Annotated in this window: 24 protein-coding genes; 16 read left to right on the forward strand and 8 right to left on the reverse strand. The window is 73.9% G+C overall.

Translation table 11 applies throughout. The features are described from left to right. Position 1: 1 nt before the first annotated feature. Positions 2-454, reverse strand: a complete 453-nt coding sequence (locus tag AB0C87_RS14440) for a MarR family transcriptional regulator (protein ID WP_345182197.1) — start codon at positions 452-454, stop codon at positions 2-4. 102 nt (positions 455-556) lie between these two features. Between AB0C87_RS14440 and AB0C87_RS14445 the strand changes: the two genes are divergently transcribed. From AB0C87_RS14445 to pqqE, 6 genes are all read left to right on the forward strand, one after another. Further along, positions 557-1,540: an SMP-30/gluconolactonase/LRE family protein gene (locus AB0C87_RS14445; RefSeq protein WP_360356506.1), complete on the forward strand. Its 984-nt coding sequence runs from the start codon at positions 557-559 to the stop codon at positions 1,538-1,540. Between the two features lie 187 nt (positions 1,541-1,727). After that, positions 1,728-1,829 carry a pyrroloquinoline quinone precursor peptide PqqA gene (gene pqqA / locus AB0C87_RS14450; protein WP_345182202.1) on the forward strand — a complete coding sequence of 34 codons (102 nt, stop codon included), beginning with the start codon at positions 1,728-1,730 and terminating at the stop codon, positions 1,827-1,829. Between the two features lie 11 nt (positions 1,830-1,840). Beyond that, positions 1,841-2,725, forward strand: coding sequence for an MBL fold metallo-hydrolase (locus AB0C87_RS14455; protein WP_360577779.1), 885 nt, complete (start codon positions 1,841-1,843; stop codon positions 2,723-2,725). Further along, entirely contained in the window at positions 2,722-3,414 is a 693-nt protein-coding gene (gene pqqC, locus AB0C87_RS14460) for a pyrroloquinoline-quinone synthase PqqC (protein ID WP_360577781.1), read from the forward strand. The genes AB0C87_RS14455 and pqqC overlap by 4 nt, the downstream gene beginning before the upstream one ends. Next, positions 3,404-3,679 (forward strand): pyrroloquinoline quinone biosynthesis peptide chaperone PqqD, encoded by a 276-nt coding sequence (gene pqqD / locus AB0C87_RS14465; protein WP_345182208.1) that lies wholly within the window; start codon positions 3,404-3,406, stop codon positions 3,677-3,679. The genes pqqC and pqqD overlap by 11 nt, the downstream gene beginning before the upstream one ends. Beyond that, the gene (gene pqqE, locus AB0C87_RS14470; RefSeq protein ID WP_345182210.1) at positions 3,676-4,770 is read left to right on the forward strand and encodes a pyrroloquinoline quinone biosynthesis protein PqqE; all 1,095 of its coding nucleotides are present in this window, start codon (positions 3,676-3,678) and stop codon (positions 4,768-4,770) included. The genes pqqD and pqqE overlap by 4 nt, the downstream gene beginning before the upstream one ends. Here the strand turns inward: pqqE and AB0C87_RS14475 are convergent. From AB0C87_RS14475 to pdhA, 3 genes are read right to left on the reverse strand one after another with little or no spacing between them, the layout of a single operon-like run. Beyond that, positions 4,757-6,124, reverse strand: coding sequence for a 2-oxo acid dehydrogenase subunit E2 (locus AB0C87_RS14475; protein ID WP_353835210.1), 1,368 nt, complete (start codon positions 6,122-6,124; stop codon positions 4,757-4,759). The two genes, pqqE and AB0C87_RS14475, sit on opposite strands and share 14 nt — an antisense overlap. Continuing rightward, positions 6,121-7,137, reverse strand: a complete 1,017-nt coding sequence (locus tag AB0C87_RS14480) for a transketolase C-terminal domain-containing protein (RefSeq protein WP_353835211.1) — start codon at positions 7,135-7,137, stop codon at positions 6,121-6,123. Before AB0C87_RS14480 ends, AB0C87_RS14475 begins: the two co-directional genes overlap by 4 nt. Position 7,138: 1 nt before the next feature. Then, complete coding sequence (pdhA, locus tag AB0C87_RS14485) at positions 7,139-8,245, reverse strand: pyruvate dehydrogenase (acetyl-transferring) E1 component subunit alpha (protein WP_345182217.1); 1,107 nt, start codon at positions 8,243-8,245, stop codon at positions 7,139-7,141. 119 nt (positions 8,246-8,364) lie between these two features. Between pdhA and AB0C87_RS14490 the strand changes: the two genes are divergently transcribed. The 6 genes from AB0C87_RS14490 to paaE all read left to right on the forward strand — a co-directional run bounded on the left by AB0C87_RS14490 (position 8,365) and on the right by paaE (position 12,735). After that, positions 8,365-8,874 carry an Lrp/AsnC family transcriptional regulator gene (locus AB0C87_RS14490; protein WP_360577785.1) on the forward strand — a complete coding sequence of 170 codons (510 nt, stop codon included), beginning with the start codon at positions 8,365-8,367 and terminating at the stop codon, positions 8,872-8,874. A 130-nt stretch (positions 8,875-9,004) separates the two neighbouring features. Beyond that, entirely contained in the window at positions 9,005-9,973 is a 969-nt protein-coding gene (gene paaA, locus AB0C87_RS14495) for a 1,2-phenylacetyl-CoA epoxidase subunit PaaA (protein ID WP_345182222.1), read from the forward strand. After that, positions 9,970-10,251, forward strand: coding sequence for a 1,2-phenylacetyl-CoA epoxidase subunit PaaB (paaB, locus tag AB0C87_RS14500; protein ID WP_089315753.1), 282 nt, complete (start codon positions 9,970-9,972; stop codon positions 10,249-10,251). The genes paaA and paaB overlap by 4 nt, the downstream gene beginning before the upstream one ends. Before the next feature lie 8 nt (positions 10,252-10,259). Beyond that, positions 10,260-11,177, forward strand: a complete 918-nt coding sequence (gene paaC / locus AB0C87_RS14505; protein ID WP_360577787.1) for a 1,2-phenylacetyl-CoA epoxidase subunit PaaC — start codon at positions 10,260-10,262, stop codon at positions 11,175-11,177. Positions 11,178-11,182: 5 nt separating this feature from the next. Then, complete coding sequence (gene paaD, locus AB0C87_RS14510) at positions 11,183-11,674, forward strand: 1,2-phenylacetyl-CoA epoxidase subunit PaaD (RefSeq protein WP_345182229.1); 492 nt, start codon at positions 11,183-11,185, stop codon at positions 11,672-11,674. 2 nt (positions 11,675-11,676) lie between these two features. Continuing rightward, a complete protein-coding gene (paaE, locus tag AB0C87_RS14515; RefSeq protein ID WP_345182231.1) occupies positions 11,677-12,735 on the forward strand; it encodes a 1,2-phenylacetyl-CoA epoxidase subunit PaaE in 1,059 nt (352 codons plus the stop codon). A gap of 5 nt (positions 12,736-12,740) precedes the next feature. On the opposite strand, the gene AB0C87_RS14520 is transcribed toward paaE, so the two are convergent. Beyond that, positions 12,741-13,358, reverse strand: a complete 618-nt coding sequence (locus AB0C87_RS14520; protein ID WP_345182234.1) for a TetR/AcrR family transcriptional regulator — start codon at positions 13,356-13,358, stop codon at positions 12,741-12,743. A gap of 179 nt (positions 13,359-13,537) precedes the next feature. Here AB0C87_RS14520 and AB0C87_RS14525 point away from each other — a divergent pair, with 179 nt between their 5' ends. Beyond that, a complete protein-coding gene (locus AB0C87_RS14525) occupies positions 13,538-14,911 on the forward strand; it encodes an OFA family MFS transporter (protein ID WP_360577789.1) in 1,374 nt (457 codons plus the stop codon). 18 nt (positions 14,912-14,929) lie between these two features. Then, positions 14,930-15,067, forward strand: a complete 138-nt coding sequence (locus tag AB0C87_RS14530) for a hypothetical protein (RefSeq protein ID WP_353835215.1) — start codon at positions 14,930-14,932, stop codon at positions 15,065-15,067. On the opposite strand, the gene AB0C87_RS14535 is transcribed toward AB0C87_RS14530, so the two are convergent. Further along, positions 15,036-16,466 carry a PLP-dependent aminotransferase family protein gene (locus AB0C87_RS14535; RefSeq protein WP_360577791.1) on the reverse strand — a complete coding sequence of 477 codons (1,431 nt, stop codon included), beginning with the start codon at positions 16,464-16,466 and terminating at the stop codon, positions 15,036-15,038. The two genes, AB0C87_RS14530 and AB0C87_RS14535, sit on opposite strands and share 32 nt — an antisense overlap. Before the next feature lie 80 nt (positions 16,467-16,546). On the opposite strand from AB0C87_RS14535, the gene AB0C87_RS14540 reads away from it, so the two are divergent. Both AB0C87_RS14540 and AB0C87_RS14545 read left to right on the forward strand, forming a co-directional pair. Then, on the forward strand, positions 16,547-17,842 hold the full coding sequence (locus AB0C87_RS14540) for an FAD-dependent oxidoreductase (protein WP_360577793.1): 1,296 nt from the start codon (positions 16,547-16,549) through the stop codon (positions 17,840-17,842). Positions 17,843-18,083: 241 nt separating this feature from the next. Beyond that, positions 18,084-18,407: an Lsr2 family protein gene (locus AB0C87_RS14545; RefSeq protein ID WP_345182244.1), complete on the forward strand. Its 324-nt coding sequence runs from the start codon at positions 18,084-18,086 to the stop codon at positions 18,405-18,407. 458 nt (positions 18,408-18,865) lie between these two features. Here the strand turns inward: AB0C87_RS14545 and AB0C87_RS14550 are convergent, their stop codons facing one another. Both AB0C87_RS14550 and AB0C87_RS14555 read right to left on the reverse strand, forming a co-directional pair. Then, positions 18,866-19,186, reverse strand: coding sequence for a co-chaperone GroES (locus tag AB0C87_RS14550; protein WP_345182246.1), 321 nt, complete (start codon positions 19,184-19,186; stop codon positions 18,866-18,868). 69 nt (positions 19,187-19,255) lie between these two features. After that, positions 19,256-20,020, reverse strand: coding sequence for a serine protease (locus AB0C87_RS14555; protein WP_360577795.1), 765 nt, complete (start codon positions 20,018-20,020; stop codon positions 19,256-19,258). Positions 20,021-20,028: the final 8 nt, after the last annotated feature.

Below are 20,028 nucleotides of genomic sequence, written 5' to 3' on the forward strand. Positions count from 1 at the left end.
CTCAGCCGCCGGGCGCGGACCGGGCGGCTTCCAGGAAGCCGACGCACCGGCCGAGCAGGTCGATGAGCGCCTGCCGCTCGGCGTCGGTGAACTCGGCGGCGAGCCCGCGCTCGACCTTGACGGCGCGGGCGTCGGCGTCCTCCAGGACGGCCGTGCCCTCGGCGGTGAGCCGCGTCTCCAGGATGTTGCGGTGCCACTCGTGCGGGGTGCGCTCGATCAGCCCCCGCTCCTGGAGGTTCTTCAGGACGGTGTTCATCGTCGGCGGGGTGACGGCGCACTTGCGGGCCAGCGCGGCGGCCGACATGCCCGGGTTGTCGGCGAGGTGCAGCAGGGCGGCGTACTGCGGGCTCGTGAGCCCGCTCGGCTTCAGCGCCGCCTGCTTGGCGCCGTTGAGCGCCTGCTCGGCGCGCTTGAGGTGCGAGCCGAGCCGCTCCGAGACGGGCAACGAGGTCATTCCCGCATGGTACCGAGCCCCTGAAGAGAAGACCGTTGACGAGCATTAGAGTTCTAACTATCGTATGTGTGCGTACTAATGATGCATCTCGAATGGAGAGTCATGTCGCGCATCCAGCGCTCCACCGCGGCGGCCGTGGCGGGCCTCGCCGCCGCCTCCCTCGCCGTCTCCGCGGCGCCCGCGTCCGCGGCCGCGTCGCGGATCTCCGCGGCCTACGTCCTGCCGGGCGACCGCGTGTACCCGGAGGGCATCGCCGCGGACCCGCGCACCGGGACGATGTACGCCGGGTCCTGGAAGGACGGCACGGTCTACCGCATGCGTCCGGGCCACCGGACGGCCGAGGTGTTCCTGCCCGCGGGCGCCGACGGCCGCCGCACCGCCAACGGCCTGAAGACCGACCGGGCCGGACGGCTGTGGGTGACCGACTCCTCGTCCGGCGTCGCGGTCTACGACGCCCGGAGCCGCGCCCTCCTGGCGCGCTTCGTCGTTCCCGGCGACGGCGCCCGGTTCGTCAACGACCTCGCCGTCGCCCCCGACGGCGCCGTCTACCTGACGGACAGTTCCCGCGCCGTCGTCTACGAGGTCACGCCGCGGGATCTGGACGCCGCCCGCGGCGGGACGGGGACGCTCTCGCCGCGCTTCGACCTGAGCGACGTCCTCGAACCGCACGAGCCGGCCGACTTCACCCTGAACGGGATCGTGGCCGACCCCACCGGGCGGTTCCTGCTGACCGACGACATGCTCGGCGGCGACCTCTACCGGCTCGACCTCGCGACCGGCGCCATCCGCAAGGTCGCGCTCAGCGGCGGCGACATGCGCAACGCCGACGGCCTCGAACTCCAGGAGGGGCGCCTCTGGACGGCGAACAACGTCGACAACGTCCTCACGCGCTGGCGCGTGGCGCCCGACGGGACGCGGGCCCGCCTTGAGCGCACGCTGGCGGACCCGTCCCTCCAGGTGCCGACGACGCTCGTCCGCCGCCACGGGACCCTCTACGTCGTCCGCTCGCAGTTCGACAAGGGCGGCCCGCTCGGCGAGGGCACCCCGGAGATCCCCTTCACCGTCGCCGCCGTCCGGGGACTTTGACCGCCGAACCGGCCATCGCGGGAATAGGTGAATGGCATTCATGGTCCGCCGGAAAACATGAAGATCTGCCGTGTTATGGAGGGTCATGCGGGTCTAACTGGCTTTCTGTAGAAAGTCGGGAAATTGTGCTTCAATGGCCCTCGGGTGATCGCCTCGGACGGTTCGTCACCGAGCGAAAGGAGAGGCCATGACCGGCTCCCAGGACCGGGAGACCCGCTGGGTCAGGCCCGACTACGAGATCATCGAGACCTCGCTGGAGGTCACGGCGTATTTCACCGCCGAAAGCTGAGAACGGCTCATATGCGGTTGCGGATTCTCGGCACCGCGGCGGGCGGCGGCGTTCCCCAATGGAACTGCGGATGCACCGGGTGCGCCGCCGCCCGCGCCCGTCCCGCCCTGCGCCGCCGGCACGCCTGCGTCGCGGTCGAGGCGGGCGGCGGGCGGTGGCTCCTGGTCAACGCGACGCCCGACGTCGCCGAGCAGATCGGGGCCGTCGCCGAGCTGCGCCCGGAGCCGGGGTCGCGGCGCAGCCCGGTGGCGGGCGTGGCCCTCACCGACGCCGAGCTCGACCACGTCCTCGGGCTCCCCCTGCTGCGGGAGGCGCCGGACCTGCACGTCCTCGCCACGGGCGCGGTCCGGCACGCCCTCTCCGGCGGCCTCCGGCTCGACGCCGTCCTCGCCCCCTACGCGAACCTGACGTGGGCGGAGCTCGGGGAGGAGGAGCCCGCCGTCTTCGGCGCGCTGGAGGTGCGGGCCGTCCGCGTCTCGGGGAAGCGGCCCCGCTACGCCGCCGGCCTCGACGCCCCCAGCGACGCGTGGTCGGCGGCACTGCGGATCACCGACGGACGGGACGGCGGGACCGTCGTCTACGCGCCCTGCCTGGCCGCCTGGCCCCCCGCACTCGACGCCGCGCTGAGCGGGGCCGGCTGCGTGATCCTCGACGGCACCTTCTGGGACGACGAGGAGCCCCGGCGCTCCGGCGTCCGCGACCGGACCGCGACGGAGATGGGGCACCTGCCCATCACCGCCACGCGCGGCCCGTTCGCCGAGCTGCCCGCCGCGCGCCGCCTCTACACCCACCTGAACAACACCAACCCGCTGGTCGACCCGAACGCGGACGGGCACCGCGCGCTGGCCGCCCTCGGCATCGAGGTCGCCGCGGAGGGCGCGGTGATCGAACTGTGAACCTCGAAGACCGGCTCCGCGCGCTCGCCGCCGAGCGCTACCACCACCGGCACCCGTTCAACGTCCGCATGCACGAGGGCCTGCTCTCCCCGGACGAGCTGCGCCGCTGGGTGCTCAACCGGTTCCACTACCAGCGCCGCATCCCGGTGAAGGACGCGTACGTCCTCGCCAAGCTCGGCACCGGAGACCTGCGGCGGAGCTGGATCCGCCGCATCCACGACCATGACGGCCGCCCCGGCGAGGACGGCGGCGCCGAGCGGTGGCTGCGCCTCGGGGAGGCCGTCGGGCTGGACCGGCGGGTGCTCCTGTCCGGCGAGGGCGTCCTGCCGGGCGTCCGGTTCGCGGTCGACGCCTACGTGGGCTTCTGCCGCGACGGCTCGCGCCTGGAGGCCGTCGCGTCCTCGCTGACCGAGCTGTTCGCGCCCGAGCTGATGGCGACCAGGATCGGCGCCTTCGAGCGCCACTACCCGTGGGTCGAGCCCGAGGGGCTGCGCTACTTCCGCGTGCGGGTGCCGCAGGGGCGGCGCGACTCCGCCGAGGCGCTCGCCCTCGTCCGGGAGTGGGCGCGCACCCCCGAGGACGAGGAGACGGCGCTGGCCGCGCTCGCCTTCAAGTGCGACGTCCTCTGGTCGCTGCTGGACGCCGTCGAGCACGCGTCCGCCGCCGCGGAGCCCTCCGATGCCGGCTGACCGGGCGGAGGGGGAGTGGCGGCCGGCCCTCGCGCGCTCCGTCGTCCTCAGGCACGACGCGGTCCGCGGCGCCGACCTGCTGCTCATGCCCGAGCGGGCGGTGCTGCTCAGCGCGACCGGCGGCCGCGTCCTGCGGCTCTGCGACGGCGCGAGGACGGTCGGCGACATCGTTGCCGCGCTCGGCGAGAGCTTCCCGGACGCGCCGCTCGACGACGACGTCCCCGAGTTCCTCGACCGCGTGCGGGCGGAAGGATGGCTGCGATGACCGGTGCACCCGCCCCGTGGGCCCTGCTCGCCGAGCTCACCCACGCCTGCCCGCTGCACTGCCCCTACTGTTCCAACCCCCTCGGCCTCGTCCGGCGGGACGCCGAGCTCGGCACCGGCGACTGGGCCCGCGTCCTCACCGAGGCGGCGGCTCTCGGGGTCGTCCAGGCGCACCTGTCCGGCGGCGAGCCGCTGCTGCGCCGCGACCTCCCGGAGATCACCCGGGCCGCGCACCGCGCGGGCGTCCACACCCAGCTCGTCACGAGCGGCCTCGGCCTGACCGCGCGACGGCTGGACGGCCTGGTCCGCGCCGGGCTGGACGGCGTGCAGCTGTCCGTCCAGGACGCGCGCCCGGAGCCGTCCGAGCTCATCGCCGGGCGGACGTCCTTCCGGGCCAAGGAACGCGCCGCCGGGGTCGTCGCCGCCTCCGGGCTCCCGTTCGGGCTGAACGTCGTCCTGCACCGGCACAACCTCGACCGCCTCCCGGAGATCCTCGACCTCGCCGCGGCCTGGGGCGCCGACCGGATCGAGCTGGCCAACGCCCAGTTCTACGGCTGGGCGCTGCGCAACCGCGCGGCGCTGCTGCCCTCGCGCGACCAGCTGGACCGGGCGAAGGCCGTCGTCGCCGAGCGCCGGGGACGGCCCGGCCCCGAGATCGTCTGGGTGGTGCCGGACTACTACGAGGGCGTCCCGAAGCCCTGCATGGGCGGATGGGGCGCGCGCTCCCTCACGGTCGGCCCGGACGGCTCCGCGCTGCCGTGCCCGGCCGCGTACGCGCTTCCGGACCTGGAGGCGCCGAACGTCCGCGACCACCCGCTGGCATGGATCTGGGCGGACTCGCCCGCCTTCAACGCCTACCGGGGGACCGGCTGGATGACCGGCCCGTGCCGGGAGTGCCCCCGCCGCGACACCGACTTCGGCGGCTGCCGCTGCCAGGCGCACGCCCTCACCGGGGACGCCGCCCGCACCGACCCCGCCTGCTCGCTCTCGCCCGACCACCACCTGGTGCGCGACCTGACCGCCGCCGCCGGCCACGGTGCCGGGGGCGGCTTCGCCTACCGGCGCCCGCCGCCGGACGTCACAGGTTCGTGAGCAGGACGGCGGGGTTCTCCACGCAGTCGGCCGCGAACCGCAGGAACCCGCCCGCCGCGCCGCCGTCGCAGACGCGGTGGTCGAACGTCAGCGAGAGCTGGGTCATCTTGCGCGGCACGACCGCGCCGTCCACCACCCAGGGGCGGTCGATGATCCGGCCCACGCCGAGCAGCGCCGCCTCGGGGTGGTTGATGATCGGGGTGGAGCCGTCCACGCCGAACACGCCGTAGTTGTTGAGGGTGAACGTGCCGCCCGTCAGGGACTCGGGCGGCAGCCCGCCCGAGCGGGCCAGGCCGGTGAGCCTGGCCAGCTCCGCGGCGAGCTGCGCGGTCGTCATCAGGTGCGCGTCCCGTACGACCGGCACCACGAGGCCGCGGTCGGTCTGCGCGGCGAAGCCGAGGTTGACGTGCCCGTACCGGACGATCTCCTGCCGGTCGGCGTCGACCGAGGAGTTCAGCTCGGGGAACTCCCGCAGAGCGGCCACGCAGATGCGGGCCAGCAGGGCCAGCAGCCCGATGCCGAGCTCGGGGCGGGACCGGCGCAGCGCGTCCTTGGCCTCGACCAGGGCGGTGGCGTCGGCGTCCACCCAGGTCGTCGCGTCGGGGATCTCGGTGCGGCTGCGGGTGAGCTTGTCGGCCACGGCGCGGCGGAGCCCGCGCAGCGGAATCCGCTCGGGCAGGGGACGGGCGGCGGGCGCCGGAGCCTCGGCGGCCGTCTCGGCGGGAGTGCCGGCGGCGGCGATGGCCTCCTCGACGTCGCGGCGCAGGATCACGCCGCGCGGCCCGGTGGGGGCGACGGCGCCGAGGTCGAGGCCGTGCTCGCGCGCGATCCTGCGGACGAGCGGGGAGATCACGCGGGGGGCGTCCGCGCGGCGGGGCGCCGGAGCGGGGGCCACGGGAGCGGGGGTCACCGGAGCGGGGGCCGCCGCCGGGGCCTTCGGGCCGCCCGCGCGGCGGCGTCCGCGCCGCCCCGGCCCGTGCCCGGTGCCGTAGCCGATCAGCACGTTGCCGGACCCGGCCTGCTCCTCCTCGCGGTAGCGGGCGGCGTCCGGGTGCGCGTCCGGGACGGCACGCACGTCCGCGGCGGGTTCCGTCCCGGCGCCGCCGGCGGGACCGACCTCGATCAGCGGCTCGCCGACCGCGAGGATCGCGCCCGCCTCCGCGGCCAGCCTCAGCACGGTCCCCGCGAAGGGGACGGGGACCTCCACCGCCGCCTTGGCGGTCTCGACCTCCACCACGACCTGGTCGACCTCGACGGTGTCGCCCGCGGCGACCTTCCATTCGACGATCTCGGCCTCGGTGAGGCCCTCGCCGAGGTCGGGCAGGCGGAACACCTGCCGGGTGGCGGCGGTCACGAGGCCTCCCTGTCCAGGTGCAGGACGTCGGGGACGTCGTCGAACTGGAGCCGGTCGACGGCGTCCAGGACGCGGTCGGCGTCCGGCAGGTGCGAGTGCTCCAGCTTCGGCGGCGGGTAGGGGATGTCGAACCCGGAGACCCGCAGCACCGGCGCGGCCAGCGAGTGGAAGCAGCGCTCCTGCACGCGGGCCGCGATCTCCGCGCCCACGCCCGCGAAGCCCTGGGCCTCCTGGACGACCACGCACCGGCCCGTCTTGCGGACCGAGGCGGCGACGGTCCCGTCGTCGAACGGGACGATGGTGCGCAGGTCCACCACCTCCAGGTCGCGTCCCTCCCGCGCGGCGGCCTCGGCGGCCTCCAGCGCCACCGGGACGCTCGGCCCGTAGGCGACCAGCGTCGCGTCCCGCCCCTCGCGGCGCACCACGGCCCGGCCGAACCCGGGGGCGCGCCGGTTCTCGCGGGTGACGTCGCCCTTGGCCCAGTAGAGCCGCTTCGGCTCCATGAAGACGACCGGGTCCGGGTCGGCGACGGCGTCGCGCAGCAGCCAGTACGCGTCGTCGGCGGTGGCGGGCGTGACGACCTTGAGGCCCGGCGTGTGGGCGTAGTAGGCCTCGCTGGAGTCGCAGTGGTGCTCGACGCCGCCGATGCCCCCCGCGTAGGGGATGCGGATCACCATCGGCAGCGACAGGCGGCCGCGGGTGCGGTTGCGGAACTTGGCCACGTGCGAGGCGATCTGCTCGAAGGCCGGGTAGGCGAAGGCGTCGAACTGCATCTCCACCACGGGCCGGAAGCCGCCCATCGCCATGCCCACGGCCAGGCCGACGATCCCCGACTCGGCCAGCGGGGTGTCGAAGCAGCGGTCCTCGCCGAAGTCCCGGGTCAGCCCGTCGGTGATGCGGAAGACCCCGCCGAGCGGCCCCACGTCCTCGCCGAAGACCAGCACCCGCTCGTCCTCGGCCAGCGCGTCCCGCAGCGCGGCGTTCAGCGCCTGCGCCATCGTCGTCGCGGGCATGTCAGTCCTCCCCGGGGAGCATCTCGGACGCCAGCAGGGCGCGCTGCTCGCGCAGCTGGGGCGTGGGTTCGGCGAAGACGTGGTCGAACAGCTCGAACGGGTCGGCCTCCGGGTCGGCGGCCATCCGGTCGCGCAGGCGCGCCGCGTACTCCTCGGCGGCCTCCCGGGCCGACGCGACGTCCTCCTCCGAGAGCAGGCCCCGCCCGCGCAGGTGGGTCTCCAGCCGCGCGAGGGGGTCGGCCGCCTCCCACCGCGCGACCTCCTCGTCCTCGCGGTACCGGGAGGCGTCGTCGGCGTTGGTGTGGGAGTCCATGCGGTAGGTGTGCGCCTCGACCAGGAACGGGCCGCCTCCGGAGCGGGCGTGCTCGACGGCGGCGGTCAGGACCGACAGCACCGCGACGAGGTCGTTGCCGTCGACCTGCTCGGACCGGACGCCGTAGCCGACCCCCTTGTAGGCCAGGGCGGGCGCGGCGGTCTGCTTGGCCAGCGGCACCGAGATCGCGTACTTGTTGTTCTGGACGAAGAAGACCACGGGCGCGCGCAGGACACCGGCGTAGTTGAGCGCCTCGTGGAAGTCGCCCTCGCTGGTCCCGCCGTCGCCGACGAACGCCATCACCACGCCGTCCTCGCCCTTGCGGCGCAGGGCGTCGGCCATGCCCACGGCGTGGATCGTCTGGGTGGCCAGCGGCGTGCACTGGGGCGCGACGCGGGCGGCCGCCGGGTCGTAGCCGCAGTGCCAGCCGCCGCGCAGCAGCGTGAGCACCTCGACGGGGTCCATGCCGCGGGCGACCAGCGCCACCGAGTCGCGGTAGGTGGGGAACAGCCAGTCGTCCTCGCGCAGCGCGAGCACCCCGGCGATCTGGCAGGCCTCCTGCCCGCGGCTGGACGGGTAGACGGCCAGCCGGCCCTGCTTGGTCAGCGCGGTCGCCTGCCGGTCGAACCGGCGGCCGAGCACCATCCGGCGGTAGGCCTCGACCAGCGTCCCGTCCTCCGGGGCGCGGTATCCGGCCGGCGTCCCGGCGTCCGTCCCGTCCTCGGCGACGAAGCGCACCGGGACGGCGGAGGGGAGGAGGCCCTCGACCTCCTGATGAGGTGTCCGCACGGACATGGCGCGCTCCCTTCCTGTGGACGGTTGTCGGTTCGATCGTCCGCTCGGTCGACGATCTGCTCAAGACATGGGGCACAATGAGCGACAAATGGCTCGTTCAGTGGCTATGGGGGCACCAAATGTCATCCGACGTGAGCGCGGAGGGCGTCCGGCCCGGACGTTCTGCCGCGCGGCTGGACGCCGTGGACCGCGCGATCATCGCCGAGCTGCTGCGCGACGGCCGGCTCTCGGTGCGGGCGCTGGCCGAGCGCGTGCACGTCTCGCGCGCCAACGCCTACGCGCGGCTCACCCGGCTGCTGGACGAGGGCGTCATCACCGGCTTCACCGCCGAGCTCGCCCCGCACAAGGCCGGCCTCGGCACCAGCGCCTACGTCTCGGTCACGATCGAGCAGAACTCCTGGCGCTCGGTCTCCGCCCGGCTCCAGGACACCCCCTACGTCGAGCACTTCGCGATGGTCGGCGGCGACTACGACGTCCTGGCCCTGGTCAGGGCCCCGGACAACGAGGCGCTCCGGCACGTGGTGCTGGAGCAGATCCAGGACATCCCCGGCGTCCGGGCGACCCGCACCTGGCTGGTCTTCGACGAGGCGCGGGGCAGGGGAGCGCAGTGGGAGGCCTGGGACGACTGAGCTCCCGGTCGCGCCGCGGGGTGGGTGCGCCGCCCTTCTTGCACGCTCGCGCGGCCTGTGTCAGTCTGAATACAGACCGATCGGTCAGTTAATAGGCCGAGTCCAGCCGGGTCCCCAGCGGGAGGAGCCCATGACGACGCCGCAGGCCGCGCCCCAGCCGGCGCCCGCCGAGCAGTTCGAGGCGACGATCGCGCGCAACGACCGGATCGAGCCGCGCGACTGGATGCCCGACGCCTACCGGCGGACGCTGGTCCGGCAGATCGCCCAGCACGCGCACTCGGAGATCATCGGGATGCAGCCGGAGGGCAACTGGATCACCCGCGCCCCCTCCCTGCGCCGCAAGTCGATCCTGCTGGCCAAGGTCCAGGACGAGGCCGGGCACGGCCTGTACCTGTACTCGGCGTGCGAGACCCTCGGCGTCTCCCGCGCAGAGCTGACCGAGATGCTGCTCACCGGCCGGCAGAAGTACTCCTCGATCTTCAACTACCCCACGCTCTCCTACGCCGACGTCGGCACGATCGGATGGCTGGTGGACGGCGCGGCGATCTGCAACCAGGTGCCGCTGTGCCGGACGTCCTACGGCCCCTACGGCCGCGCGATGATCCGCATCTGCAAGGAGGAGTCCTTCCACCAGCGGCAGGGCTACGAGCTGCTGATGACGATGATGCGCGGCACCGACGAGCAGCGGCGGATGGTGCAGGAGTCGGTGGACCGGTTCTGGTGGCCCTCGCTGATGATGTTCGGCCCGCCCGACGCGAACTCGCCGAACTCCGAGCGGTCCATGGCGTGGGGCATCAAGCGCAACAGCAACGACGAGCTGCGCCAGCGCTTCGTCGACATGACCGTCCCGCAGGCCGAGGCCCTGGGTGTCACGCTCCCCGACCCCGACCTGCGGTGGAACGAGGAGCGCCAGGCCCACGACTTCGGCGAGCCCGACTGGTCGGAGCTCTCTGCCGTGATCAAGGGCGAGGGGCCCTGCAACGCCCAGCGGCTGGCGCACCGCCGCCGGGCCCACGAGGACGGCGCCTGGGTCCGCGAGGCCGCGACCGCCTTCGCGCGCAAGCAGGCGGCCCGGAGCGAGGAAGGAGCCGGGACATGAGCGAGTGGCCGCTCTACGAGGTGTTCGTGCGCGGCAAGCGCGGCCTCAACCACGTGCACGTCGGGTCGCTGCACGCCCCCGACGACGAGATGGCCGTCCGGCACGCGCGCGACGTGTACACGCGCCGCAACGAGGGCGTCAGCATCTGGGTGGTGCGGTCGGACGCCATCACCGCCTCCAGCCCGGACGAGAAGGACCCGCTGTTCGCCCCCAGCGGCGACAAGGTCTACCGGCACCCGACGTTCTACGAGATCCCCGAGAACGTCCCGCACATGTGAAGGCCGCCATGGAAAGTCAGCACGGCTCGGTCTACGACGGGCTCCTGGACGGCGACAGCTCCCAGTGGGCCTTCGGGACCGACTTCGAGGACCCGCTGGCCGGCGTCGACACGACCGTCCCCGACGGCGTCGACCCGCACGCGCTCGCGACGTACTGCCTGATGCTCGGCGACGACGCCCTCGTCCTGTCGCACCGGCTCTCCGAGTGGTGCGGCAACGCCCCCGACCTCGAAGAGGACATCGCCCTCGCCAACATCGCGCTGGACCTGCTCGGCCAGGCGCGGCTGCTGCTCGCCCGCGCCGCCACCGCCGACCCGTCGGTCGTCCCGGCGCTCCCGGAGGGGTCACCCGTCCCGGCCGAGGACGCGCTGGCGTTCTTCCGCGACGCCGGCGCCTACCGCAACGTGCGCCTCGCCGAGCTGCCGAACGGCGACTTCGGGCACACCATGGCCCGCGTCCTGGTGTTCGCGACCGCCCGGCTGGCCCTGTTCGAGCGCCTCACCGGCAGCCGCGACGCCGTCCTCGCCGCCGTCGCGGCCAAGGGCGCCAAGGAGCTGGCCTACCACCGCGACTTCGCCGGCCGGTGGTTCCTCACCCTCGCCCAGGGCACCGAGGAGTCGCGCCGCCGCGTCCTCGCCGGGCTCGACGAGGTCTGGCGCCACCACGACGAACTGTTCCGCACCCACCCGGTCGAGCGGGCGCTGGCCGAGGCGGGCGTCGCCGCGGACCCCGCCGCCACCGCCGGCGACGCCGACGCCGTGCTCGCGCAGGTCTTCACCGCGAGCGGCGTCGAGCGGCCCGAGGTGCCGCAGACGGGGATGCTCGGCGGGCGCGCCGGACGCGACGGCGTCCACACCGAGGCGCTGAGCCGGATGCTGGCCGAGATGCAGGTCGTCGCCCGCGCCCACCCCCTGGGACGGTGGTGACCGCCGTGACCGGAACCGCCCGCGCCGTCGCCGCGTCCGTCCGGGACCCGGAGATGCCGATGCTGACCCTGGAGGACCTCGGCGTGCTGCGCCGCGTCGAGGAGCACGGCTCCGCCGTCACCGTGGCGATCACCCCGACCTACTCGGGCTGCCCCGCGCTCGCCACGATGCGCGACGACCTCGTCCACCGGCTCACCGACGCCGGGTACGCCGAGGTGCGCGTCGAGATCGAGCTGTCCCCGCCCTGGTCCAGCGACTGGATCAGCGAGCGGGGCCGGGCCGCCCTCGCCGCCGCGGGGATCTCGCCGCCCGGCCCGGCCCCGGCGCCCTCCGGGCCCGTCGCGCTCACCCTGACACCGACCCGCCGGAGGCTGCGCTGCCCGCGGTGCGGATCGGCCTCGGTCGAGCTGACCTCGGAGTTCGGCTCCACCTCCTGCAAGGCGCTGTACCGCTGCACCGGCTGCCTTGAGCCGTTCGAGCACGTGAAGGAGATCTAGCGGTGGCGCCAGCGACGTTCCACCCGTTGAAGGTCGCCGCGGTCGACCGGCTGACCGACGACTCGGCCGCGGTGACGTTCGACGTCCCGCCCGAGCTCGCCGGCGACTACGCGTTCGCGGCCGGCCAGAGCCTCACCCTGCGCCGGGTGATCGACGGGCGGGAGCACCGCCGGTCGTACTCGATCTGCGCCCCCGCGGGCGCCCGGCCCCGGATCGGCGTCCGGGAGATCCCCGACGGGATGTTCTCCTCCTGGCTCGTGCGGGAGGTCCGCCCCGGCACCGAGATCGACGTCCAGGTCCCGTCCGGCAGCCTGCGCGCCGACCCCGCCGAGCCCGGACGGCACCTGCTGATCGCGGCGGGCTCCGGCATCACCCCGATGATCTCCATCGCCGCCACCGTGCTCGCCAACCCGGGCACCGAGGTGCGGCTGCTGTACGGCAACCGCACCAGCGGGACCGTGATGTTCGCCGAGGAGCTCGGCGACCTCAAGAACCGCTACGGCCCCCGGTTCCAGCTCGTCCACGTGCTGAGCCGCGAGCCCCGCGACGTCGAGCTGTTCTCCGGCCGCCTCGACGCCGACCGCCTGCGCCGCCTGCTGGGCGCCGTGACGCCCGTCGACGACGTCGACCACGTCTGGCTGTGCGGCCCGCTGCCCATGGTCACCGGCGCCCGCGACGTCCTCGCCGAGTTCGGCGTCCCGCGCGAGAAGGTGCACGTCGAGCTGTTCTACGTCGACGAGCCGCCCCCCGAGGTGCGGCGCGACGCCCCGGCCGCCACCGGCGAGACCAGCGAGGTCACCGTCGTGCTGGACGGCCGGTCGAGCACCGCGCCGATGCCGCGCGACCAGCGCATCCTGGACGCCGCCCAGGCCACCCGCGCCGACCTCCCGTTCGCCTGCAAGGGAGGGGTCTGCGGCACCTGCCGCGCCCGCGTCACCGAAGGCGAGGTCGACATGGTCCGCAACTACGCCCTGGAGCCCGCCGAGGTCGAGGCCGGGTTCGTGCTCACCTGCCAGTCCCACCCCGTCAGCGCCGCCGTCACCGTCGACTTCGACGCCTGACCCCGTCAGGACGGCGGCGCGGCCAGCCCGTCGAACGCGATTGCGGTGATGGCGTCCGACAGGTCGTCGGCGCTCACCTCGCCGCCCGGCCGGTACCACTCGACCAGCGAGTTGACCATCCCGAACAGGAGCCGGCTCACCAGCTCCGGCGGCACGTCCGCGCGCACCGCCCCCTCCGCGGCCGCCGCGCGCACCAGCTCCGCCAGCCGCGCGTCGATCCACCGCCGCCGCTGGAGCGCCGCCAGCTCCACCTCGCTGTTCCCCCGCACCCGCAGCAGCAGCGTCACCGCCGGCTGGTGCGCCACCAGCACCCGCACGCTCTCCCGCACCACCGACCGCAGCCGCTCGTACGCGCTGCCCGCCGACTCGTCCTGCGCCTCGCGGATCACCGCCGTCAACTCGTCGAGCGCCTCGTCCAGGGCCAGCGCGAGCAGATGCGTCTTGCCCGGCACATGGTGGTAGATCGCCGACTTGCTGAACCCGAGCTCCTCAGCGAGGTCCCCCATGCTGGTCCCCTCGTAGCCCTTCCGATTGAAGAGCTCGATGGCCCGCCGCAAAACCGTGGCCTGGTCGTACCCCGGCCTCCCGGGGCCGCGGGGGCGCGGGCTGACCGGCTCGGACATGCGCTCATGATTTCACACGGGGCCACCCGCTTGAGGCCCGCGGAAGGCCGACGCCCCCGGCACCATGGTCGACAGGTCGGTGGTGTGGAGGGGTTTTCATGTAGCACGTTTGTGTTTATGGTCGTCGGTGTCGGGGGCGCATCACCTGTCCGGATACGCTCCCGAACCGGAGGCCCGCTGTGGCGCTCTCCTTCCTCGACCTGCGGCACACCGTCGCGGAACCGGGCTACAACCGCTGGCTGATTCCACCCGCCGCGCTCGCCGTGCACCTGTGCATCGGGCAGGCCTACGCCACCAGCGTCTACAAGACGGCGCTCGTCGAGCACTTCGACGCCAGCCTCACCGCGGTCGGCGTCGTCTTCTCCATCGCGATCGTGATGCTCGGCGCGTCCGCGGCGGTCATGGGCACGTGGGTCGACCGCGTCGGGCCGCGGCGGGCGATGTTCACCGCCGCCTGCTTCTGGGCGTCGGGGTTCCTGGTCGGGGCGCTCGGCATCGCCGCCGGGCAGCTCTGGCTGGTCTATCTCGGCTACGGCGTCATCGGCGGCATCGGCCTCGGCATCGGCTACATCTCGCCCGTGTCGACCCTGATCAGATGGTTCCCGGACCGGCCGGGCCTGGCGACCGGCATGGCCATCATGGGCTTCGGCGGGGGCGCGCTGGTCGCCTCGCCGCTGTCGCGGCGGCTGCTGTCGCTCTACGACCCGGGCGGCGACCCCGCGTCCGGCGCCGCCGTCGCCCTGCTGTTCGTCACGCTGGGCGCCGGATACTTCCTGGTGATGATGCTCGGGGTGTTCACCGTGCGGGTGCCGCCGCCGGGATGGCGGCCCGCCGGGGCCGCCTCCACGACGGAACGGGCCGGCGCTCCGCGCGGCGTCTCGGCGGCGTCGGCGATCAGGACGCCGCAGTTCTGGCTGCTCTGGACGGTGCTGTTCTGCAACGTCACCGCCGGGATCGGGATCCTGGAGCAGGCCGGGCCGATGATCGGCGACTTCTTCCGCTCCGGCGGCTCGACCTCGGTGTCGGCGACCGAGGCGGCCGGGTTCGTCGGACTGCTGTCGATCTTCAACATGGCCGGGCGGTTCGTCTGGTCCTCGACCTCGGACTACCTCGGCCGCAAACCGGTCTACGTCGGCTACCTCGGCGCCGGCATGGCCGCCTACGTGCTGCTGGCGCTCTTCGGGGACGCCTCGACGGCGTTCTTCGTCGCCCTCGCCGCACTGATCATCTCCTTCTACGGCGGCGGGTTCGCCACCGTCCCGGCGTACCTGCGGGACCTGTTCGGCACCTACCAGGTCGGCGCCGTCCACGGCCGGCTGCTGACCGCGTGGTCGGCGGCGGGCATCGCCGGGCCGCTGATCGTGAACCGGTTCCTGGACGCCCGCGGCGAACCGGGCGCCCTGGCGGCCGCCGACTACCGGCCCGCCCTGTTCACGATGGTCGGGGTCCTCGCGGTCGGCTTCGCCGCGAACCTGCTCATCCGCCCGGTGGCGGAGCGGCACCACGTGGCGGACGCCGAGGCCCCCGTGACCGACCCCAGCCCGGCCACCTGAGAGCGAAGGAGGAGCACCATGGAGTCAACGCCGGACGAGAGCCCCCCTGACAGGGCGGCGGCGCGCCTCGCCGTCTCCTGGTCCGTCGTCGGCATCCCGCTGATCTACGGCGTGGTGGAGACGGTCAGGGCGATCCTCCCCCTCTTCGGCGGCTGACCGCGAGGACGCGCACGAGCGCTTGCAGCGCCGACTCGAAGGCGTGGTCCGGAGGCGTCGCGTAGCCCACCACCAGGCCGTCCTGGGGCGGAAGGCGGGCGCCGGGGTGGCGGAACGCCGACAGGGCGTCGACCGCCACTCCCGCGCGGGTCGCGGACGCCAGAGCGCCGGGCTCGGTGCCGGACGGCAGGCGCAGGACGGCGTGCAGACCGGCGGCGATGCCCGTCGCGTGGACGTGGGGCGCGTGCTCGGCCAGGGCGGTGACGAAGCGGTCGCGGCGGGCGCGGTACCTCTGGCGCATCCGGCGGACGTGGCGGTCATAGGAGCCGGAGTCGAGGAAGTCGGCCAGGGCCAGCTGGTCGAGGACGCTCGCCCACGCTTCGCGCTCGCCCTTGGCCGTGAGGACGCCGTCCACCAGGCGGTCGGGCAGGACCATCCAGCCGAGCCGGACGGCGGGGGACAGGCTCTTGCTGACGGAGCCGACGTACACGACCCGGTCGGGGGCCAGGCCCTGCACCGCGCCGACGGGTTGGCGGTCGTAGCGGAACTCGCCGTCGTAGTCGTCCTCGATGATGAGCCCGTCCGACGCGGCGGCCCATTCCACCACCGCCGTGCGTCTGCGCGAATGCAGCGGGCCGCCTGTGGGGAACTGGTGCGCGGGTGTCAGGAGGACGGTGCGCTCGGCTTCGGAAAGCTCGTCGACCCGGGCTCCGTCGCCGTCGACGGTGAGCGGACGGGTGCGCGTGCCGGTCTGGTCGAGCAGGGCCCGGTGGAAGGGGAGGCCGTACCCCTCGACCGCCAGCGGCCCGGGCAGCACCCCGCCGCCGAACAGCAGGCGCAGGGCGTGGGCGAATCCGGAGCAGACCACGATGTGGTCGGCGTCGGTCCGCACGCCGCGGGTGCGGGCCAGGTAGGCGGCCAGCGCGCGGCGCAGCTCGGGGCGTCCGCGCGGGTCGCCGGGGGCGAAGGCCTCGTTCGGCGCCGCGGTGACCGCCCGGCGCGCCGACGCCAGCCAGGCGGCGCGCGGGAACGACGAGGCGTCCGGCTGGCCCTGCCGCAGGTCGTGCGCCGGTTCGGACGGGCGGGGTCCGAGGGGACGGGCGGCGGGCCGGGCCTGGGGCTGCGCGCCGAGCGCCACCTTCGTCCCGGAGCCCTGGCGGGCGGTCAGCCATCCCTCGGCGACGAGTTCGGCGTAGGCGTCGGCGACGGTGTTGCGGGCGAGGCCCAGGTCGGCGGCCAGCGAACGGTAGGGCGGCAGCCGGGTGCCGGGGGCCAGCCGCCCGGAGCGGACCGCCGCGCGCAGCGCGCGGGTCAGCGCCGCCCGCCGCCCGCCGCCGGGCAGGTCGAGGTGGAGGTCGGCCCCGATCCGCTCTGCCAGATTGACCCAGTTTTCTGCCATGGGATTGCACCCTATCTCCGGTCTCTTCTCCTCCTAGATTTCGGTGTAGGGCTTGATGACCTGCTGATTCGGAGGAAATGATGAACGACTTGCGCGCCGCTGTCCGCGGTCGGGTCCTGCTGCCCGGCGACGCCGGATTCGACGCCGCGCGGCGTCCCTGGAACCTCGCCGTGGAGCAGCCGGTGGAGGCCGTGGTCGAGGCCGCCGACGCCGACGACGTCGCCGCGCTCGTCCGGTACGCCCGTTCCGCCGGGACGGCGATCGCCACGCAGCCCAACGGCCACGGCGCCACCGGCCGCACCGAGGGCGCGATCCTCCTGCGCACCCGGCGGCTGGACGGCCTGGAGATCGACCCCGCGGCACGCCGGGCCCGGGTGGGCGCGGGCGTCGCCTCGGGGCGGCTCCAGGCGGCGGTCGCGCCGCACGGCCTGACCGGGCTGCCGGGGAGCTCTCCCGTGGTCAGCGTCGCCGGGGTCGCCCTCGGCGGCGGGCTGAGCTGGTTCGGGCGCGCCCACGGGTGGGTCGCCGACAGCGTCACCGCCTTCGAGGTCGTGGACGGCGACGGCCGCCGCCGGCGCGTCACCGCGGACACCGACGCCGACCTGTTCTGGGCGCTGCGCGGCGGGGGCGGCGGCCTCGCCGTCGTGACGTCCCTCGACCTGGCGCTGCACCCGGCGCCGCACCTGTACGGCGGCCGGATGCTGTGGCCGGCCGTGCACGCGCCCGAGGTGATGGACGCCTACCGGCAGATCACCGCCGCCGCCCCGGACGAGCTGACCGTCTGGCTGGACCTGCTGCACTTCCCCGGCGCCGACCCGATGGTCGCGGTGGACGTCACCCACCTCGGCCCCGCGGACGAGGCGCGCGACCTGCTGCGCCCCCTGGACCGGCTCGCACGTCCCCTGTCCGACGGCAGGGCGACCATGCCGGTCTCCGAGCTGGGCGCCATCACGGCCGAGCCCACCGACCCCGGCGCCGGCCGCTCACGGGCCGAACTGCTCACGGAGCTGGACGACCGCGCGGTCAAGGCGCTGCTGGCCGATCCCATCGCGCCGCTGCTGAGCGTGCAGATCCGGCATCTGGAAGGCGCGTTCACCCGTCCCTCCGACAGCCCGCACGGGCCGCTCACCGAGCCCTACGCGCTGTACATGTTCGGCATCCCGGCCGATCCGGCGACCGCCGACGCGGTCGCCGCGAAGCAGGAGGCGCTCGCCGGCCTCCTGCCCGCCAGCGGACGCAAGCCCTTCACGTTCCTCAACCCCGAGGAGACCGCCGCGAACGCCTTCGCCCCCGAGGCGCTGGACCGCCTCCGCCGCGTCAAGGCCCACCACGACCCGCGCGACACCTTCCGCGGCAACTTCCCGGTCACCCCCTGAGAGCCCGACCGAGAAGTGCACTGCAATCGACACCCTGGGCACAAGAAATTGCCAAGACAGGGTCCGAATTGCAGAAGCATCGTGTCCGCGCCGGTCTGCTGCCTTTATACCGGAACATGGGGGCGGTGCCTCGCCCGGACGAGGCCGTGGCGGCGCGGTTGCGATGACCTGGCCTGTTCCCCGGCGGCCTAGTATGAAGACGGGACCGTCATTCGTCAGTGAACGAGGGGGAAGGCAATTCATGGCGCAGCAGGTCAAGGTTCGCCTGGTCGACGACATCAGCGGCGGGGAGGCGGTGGAAACCGTGTCGTTCTCGCTGGACGGCCGGTCCTATGAGATCGACCTGAACAAGAAGAACGCCGCCAAACTGCGCAAGGTCATCGAGCCTTACCGGGAGCACGCCCGCAAGGCGCGCCGCACCGCGGCGAGGAGCGCCACGCGCACGGCGGGCAGCCGCGAGCGCAGCGCCGAGATCCGCCGGTGGGCGAGGTCGGCGGGAATCCCCGTCAACGACCGCGGGCGCATTCCCGCCGATGTGCTCCAGAAGTTCGAGGCCGCGCACTGACCCGTCACTCCGCCGGGCAGAGGCCCATTTCCAGGCGGCTGCAGGCTCCGAGAAGCACCGCACCCGGCACTGACCGCCATGCGGCGAGATCTCCGGAGCACGTGCGGCCGCCTGGCAGGCCTGGCGCAGATTTCGAGCCGGAGCAAAGCGTCTCAGCAGGCTGGACGACGACGGAAGCGCGATAGGGCCTGTCACGCCCGCCCAGCGGGCACTGGCCGCCCAACACCAGACGAAGTCCGGAGCCCCCATACCGCAGACCAGCACCCACTACTGCGACGACCTCAGCCACCACAGGACCACGCGACAACCTGGGGGGCTGCGATCGCGTCCGAAGGCAGATTCGAGCGAAGCAAGAATCTGATCGCGCAGCGAGCCGCAAGGCGAGCCGGAGCGATGCCAGCGATCGCCCGCGTTTTTCGACGATGGAGGGCCGCCAGGCCCGAAGGAGGAGAAAAAGGCTATAGATAGAGCCCAGTGCCGTGTTCTGGGCGTTCGCTGGCGATGGCGTGCAGGTCGCGCTCGCGCATGATCAGGTAGTTCTCGCCCTGGATCTCGACCTCGTACTGGTCGGCGGGGTGGAAGAGGACGCGGTCGCCGGGCTTGACGATCCGCACGTGGTGGCCGACCCCGCAGACCTCTCCCCATACCAGGCGGTTCTGCTGCTCGACCGTCGCGGGAATGACGATGCCGCCGGTGCTGCGGCGCTCGCCGCTGTCCTTCTCGGACTTGATCATGACGCGGTCGTGCAGCATCTGGACTTCGAACTTGGGCTCGGACACGCGGGCGAGTTTATCCGTCCGCGCGGGTAGGAACGTTCCGCGCTGCGCCCGGGGCGGGGCGGCGCGGGGTCAGGGCAGGGAGGTGAGCCTGGCGTAGACGCCGGGGTAGCCGGGCTTGCCGCAGCCGTAGCCCCAGGAGACGAGCGCGGCGACGCGCCCGCCGGCGATCAGCGGGCCGCCGCTGTCGAACTGGCACGAGTCGGCCTTCGCGGATCCGGCGCACAGCATGTCGGACGGGTCGAAGGAGTCGCCGTAGGCGCGCCGGCACGCCGCGTCGCCGGGGAGCGGGACGGCGGCGGCCCGGAGGCGGGTGTTGAACAGGTCGTTCTCGGAGGTGAAGCCCCACCCGGCGATCTCTGCGGTGCGGGCGGAGCCGGGGGCGCCGAGGGGCGCGGGCGGGCGGTTCACGCGGCGCGCGAGCGTCAGGACGGCGAGGTCGTGGTGGCTGACGGTCTCGTCCTTGAAGGTCGTCTCGCGGTACTTCGGGTGCATGCGCACGGACTTCACCGCGACCGTCTCCCCGCCGCGGCCGGCCAGGTCGTCCCGGCCGAAGGTGGCGGTGAGGACGCCGGGGACCCGGCGGAACATCGACACGCAGTGGCCGGCGGTGAGCAGCCGATCGGGCTTCACCAGGACGCCGCCGCAGAACTGCCCGGCCGGACGGACGAAGAAGATCGGGGAGCCGACGGCGGCCATCCACGGGTACCGGGCGGCGGGCGCCGGGGCGCCGCCCACGACGGCGTCGGCGGGGGCGGCGGTGGCGGCGAGCGGCGCGAGCCCGAGGCAGGCTCCGAGCAGCGCGAGACCGAGGGACCGGCGGGAGGGCAGGGCCATGGCCGCAC

Origin of the sequence: Actinomadura sp. NPDC048021 (genome assembly GCF_040653135.1) — a bacterium.
Lineage (GTDB): Bacteria > Actinomycetota > Actinomycetes > Streptosporangiales > Streptosporangiaceae > Spirillospora > Spirillospora verrucosospora.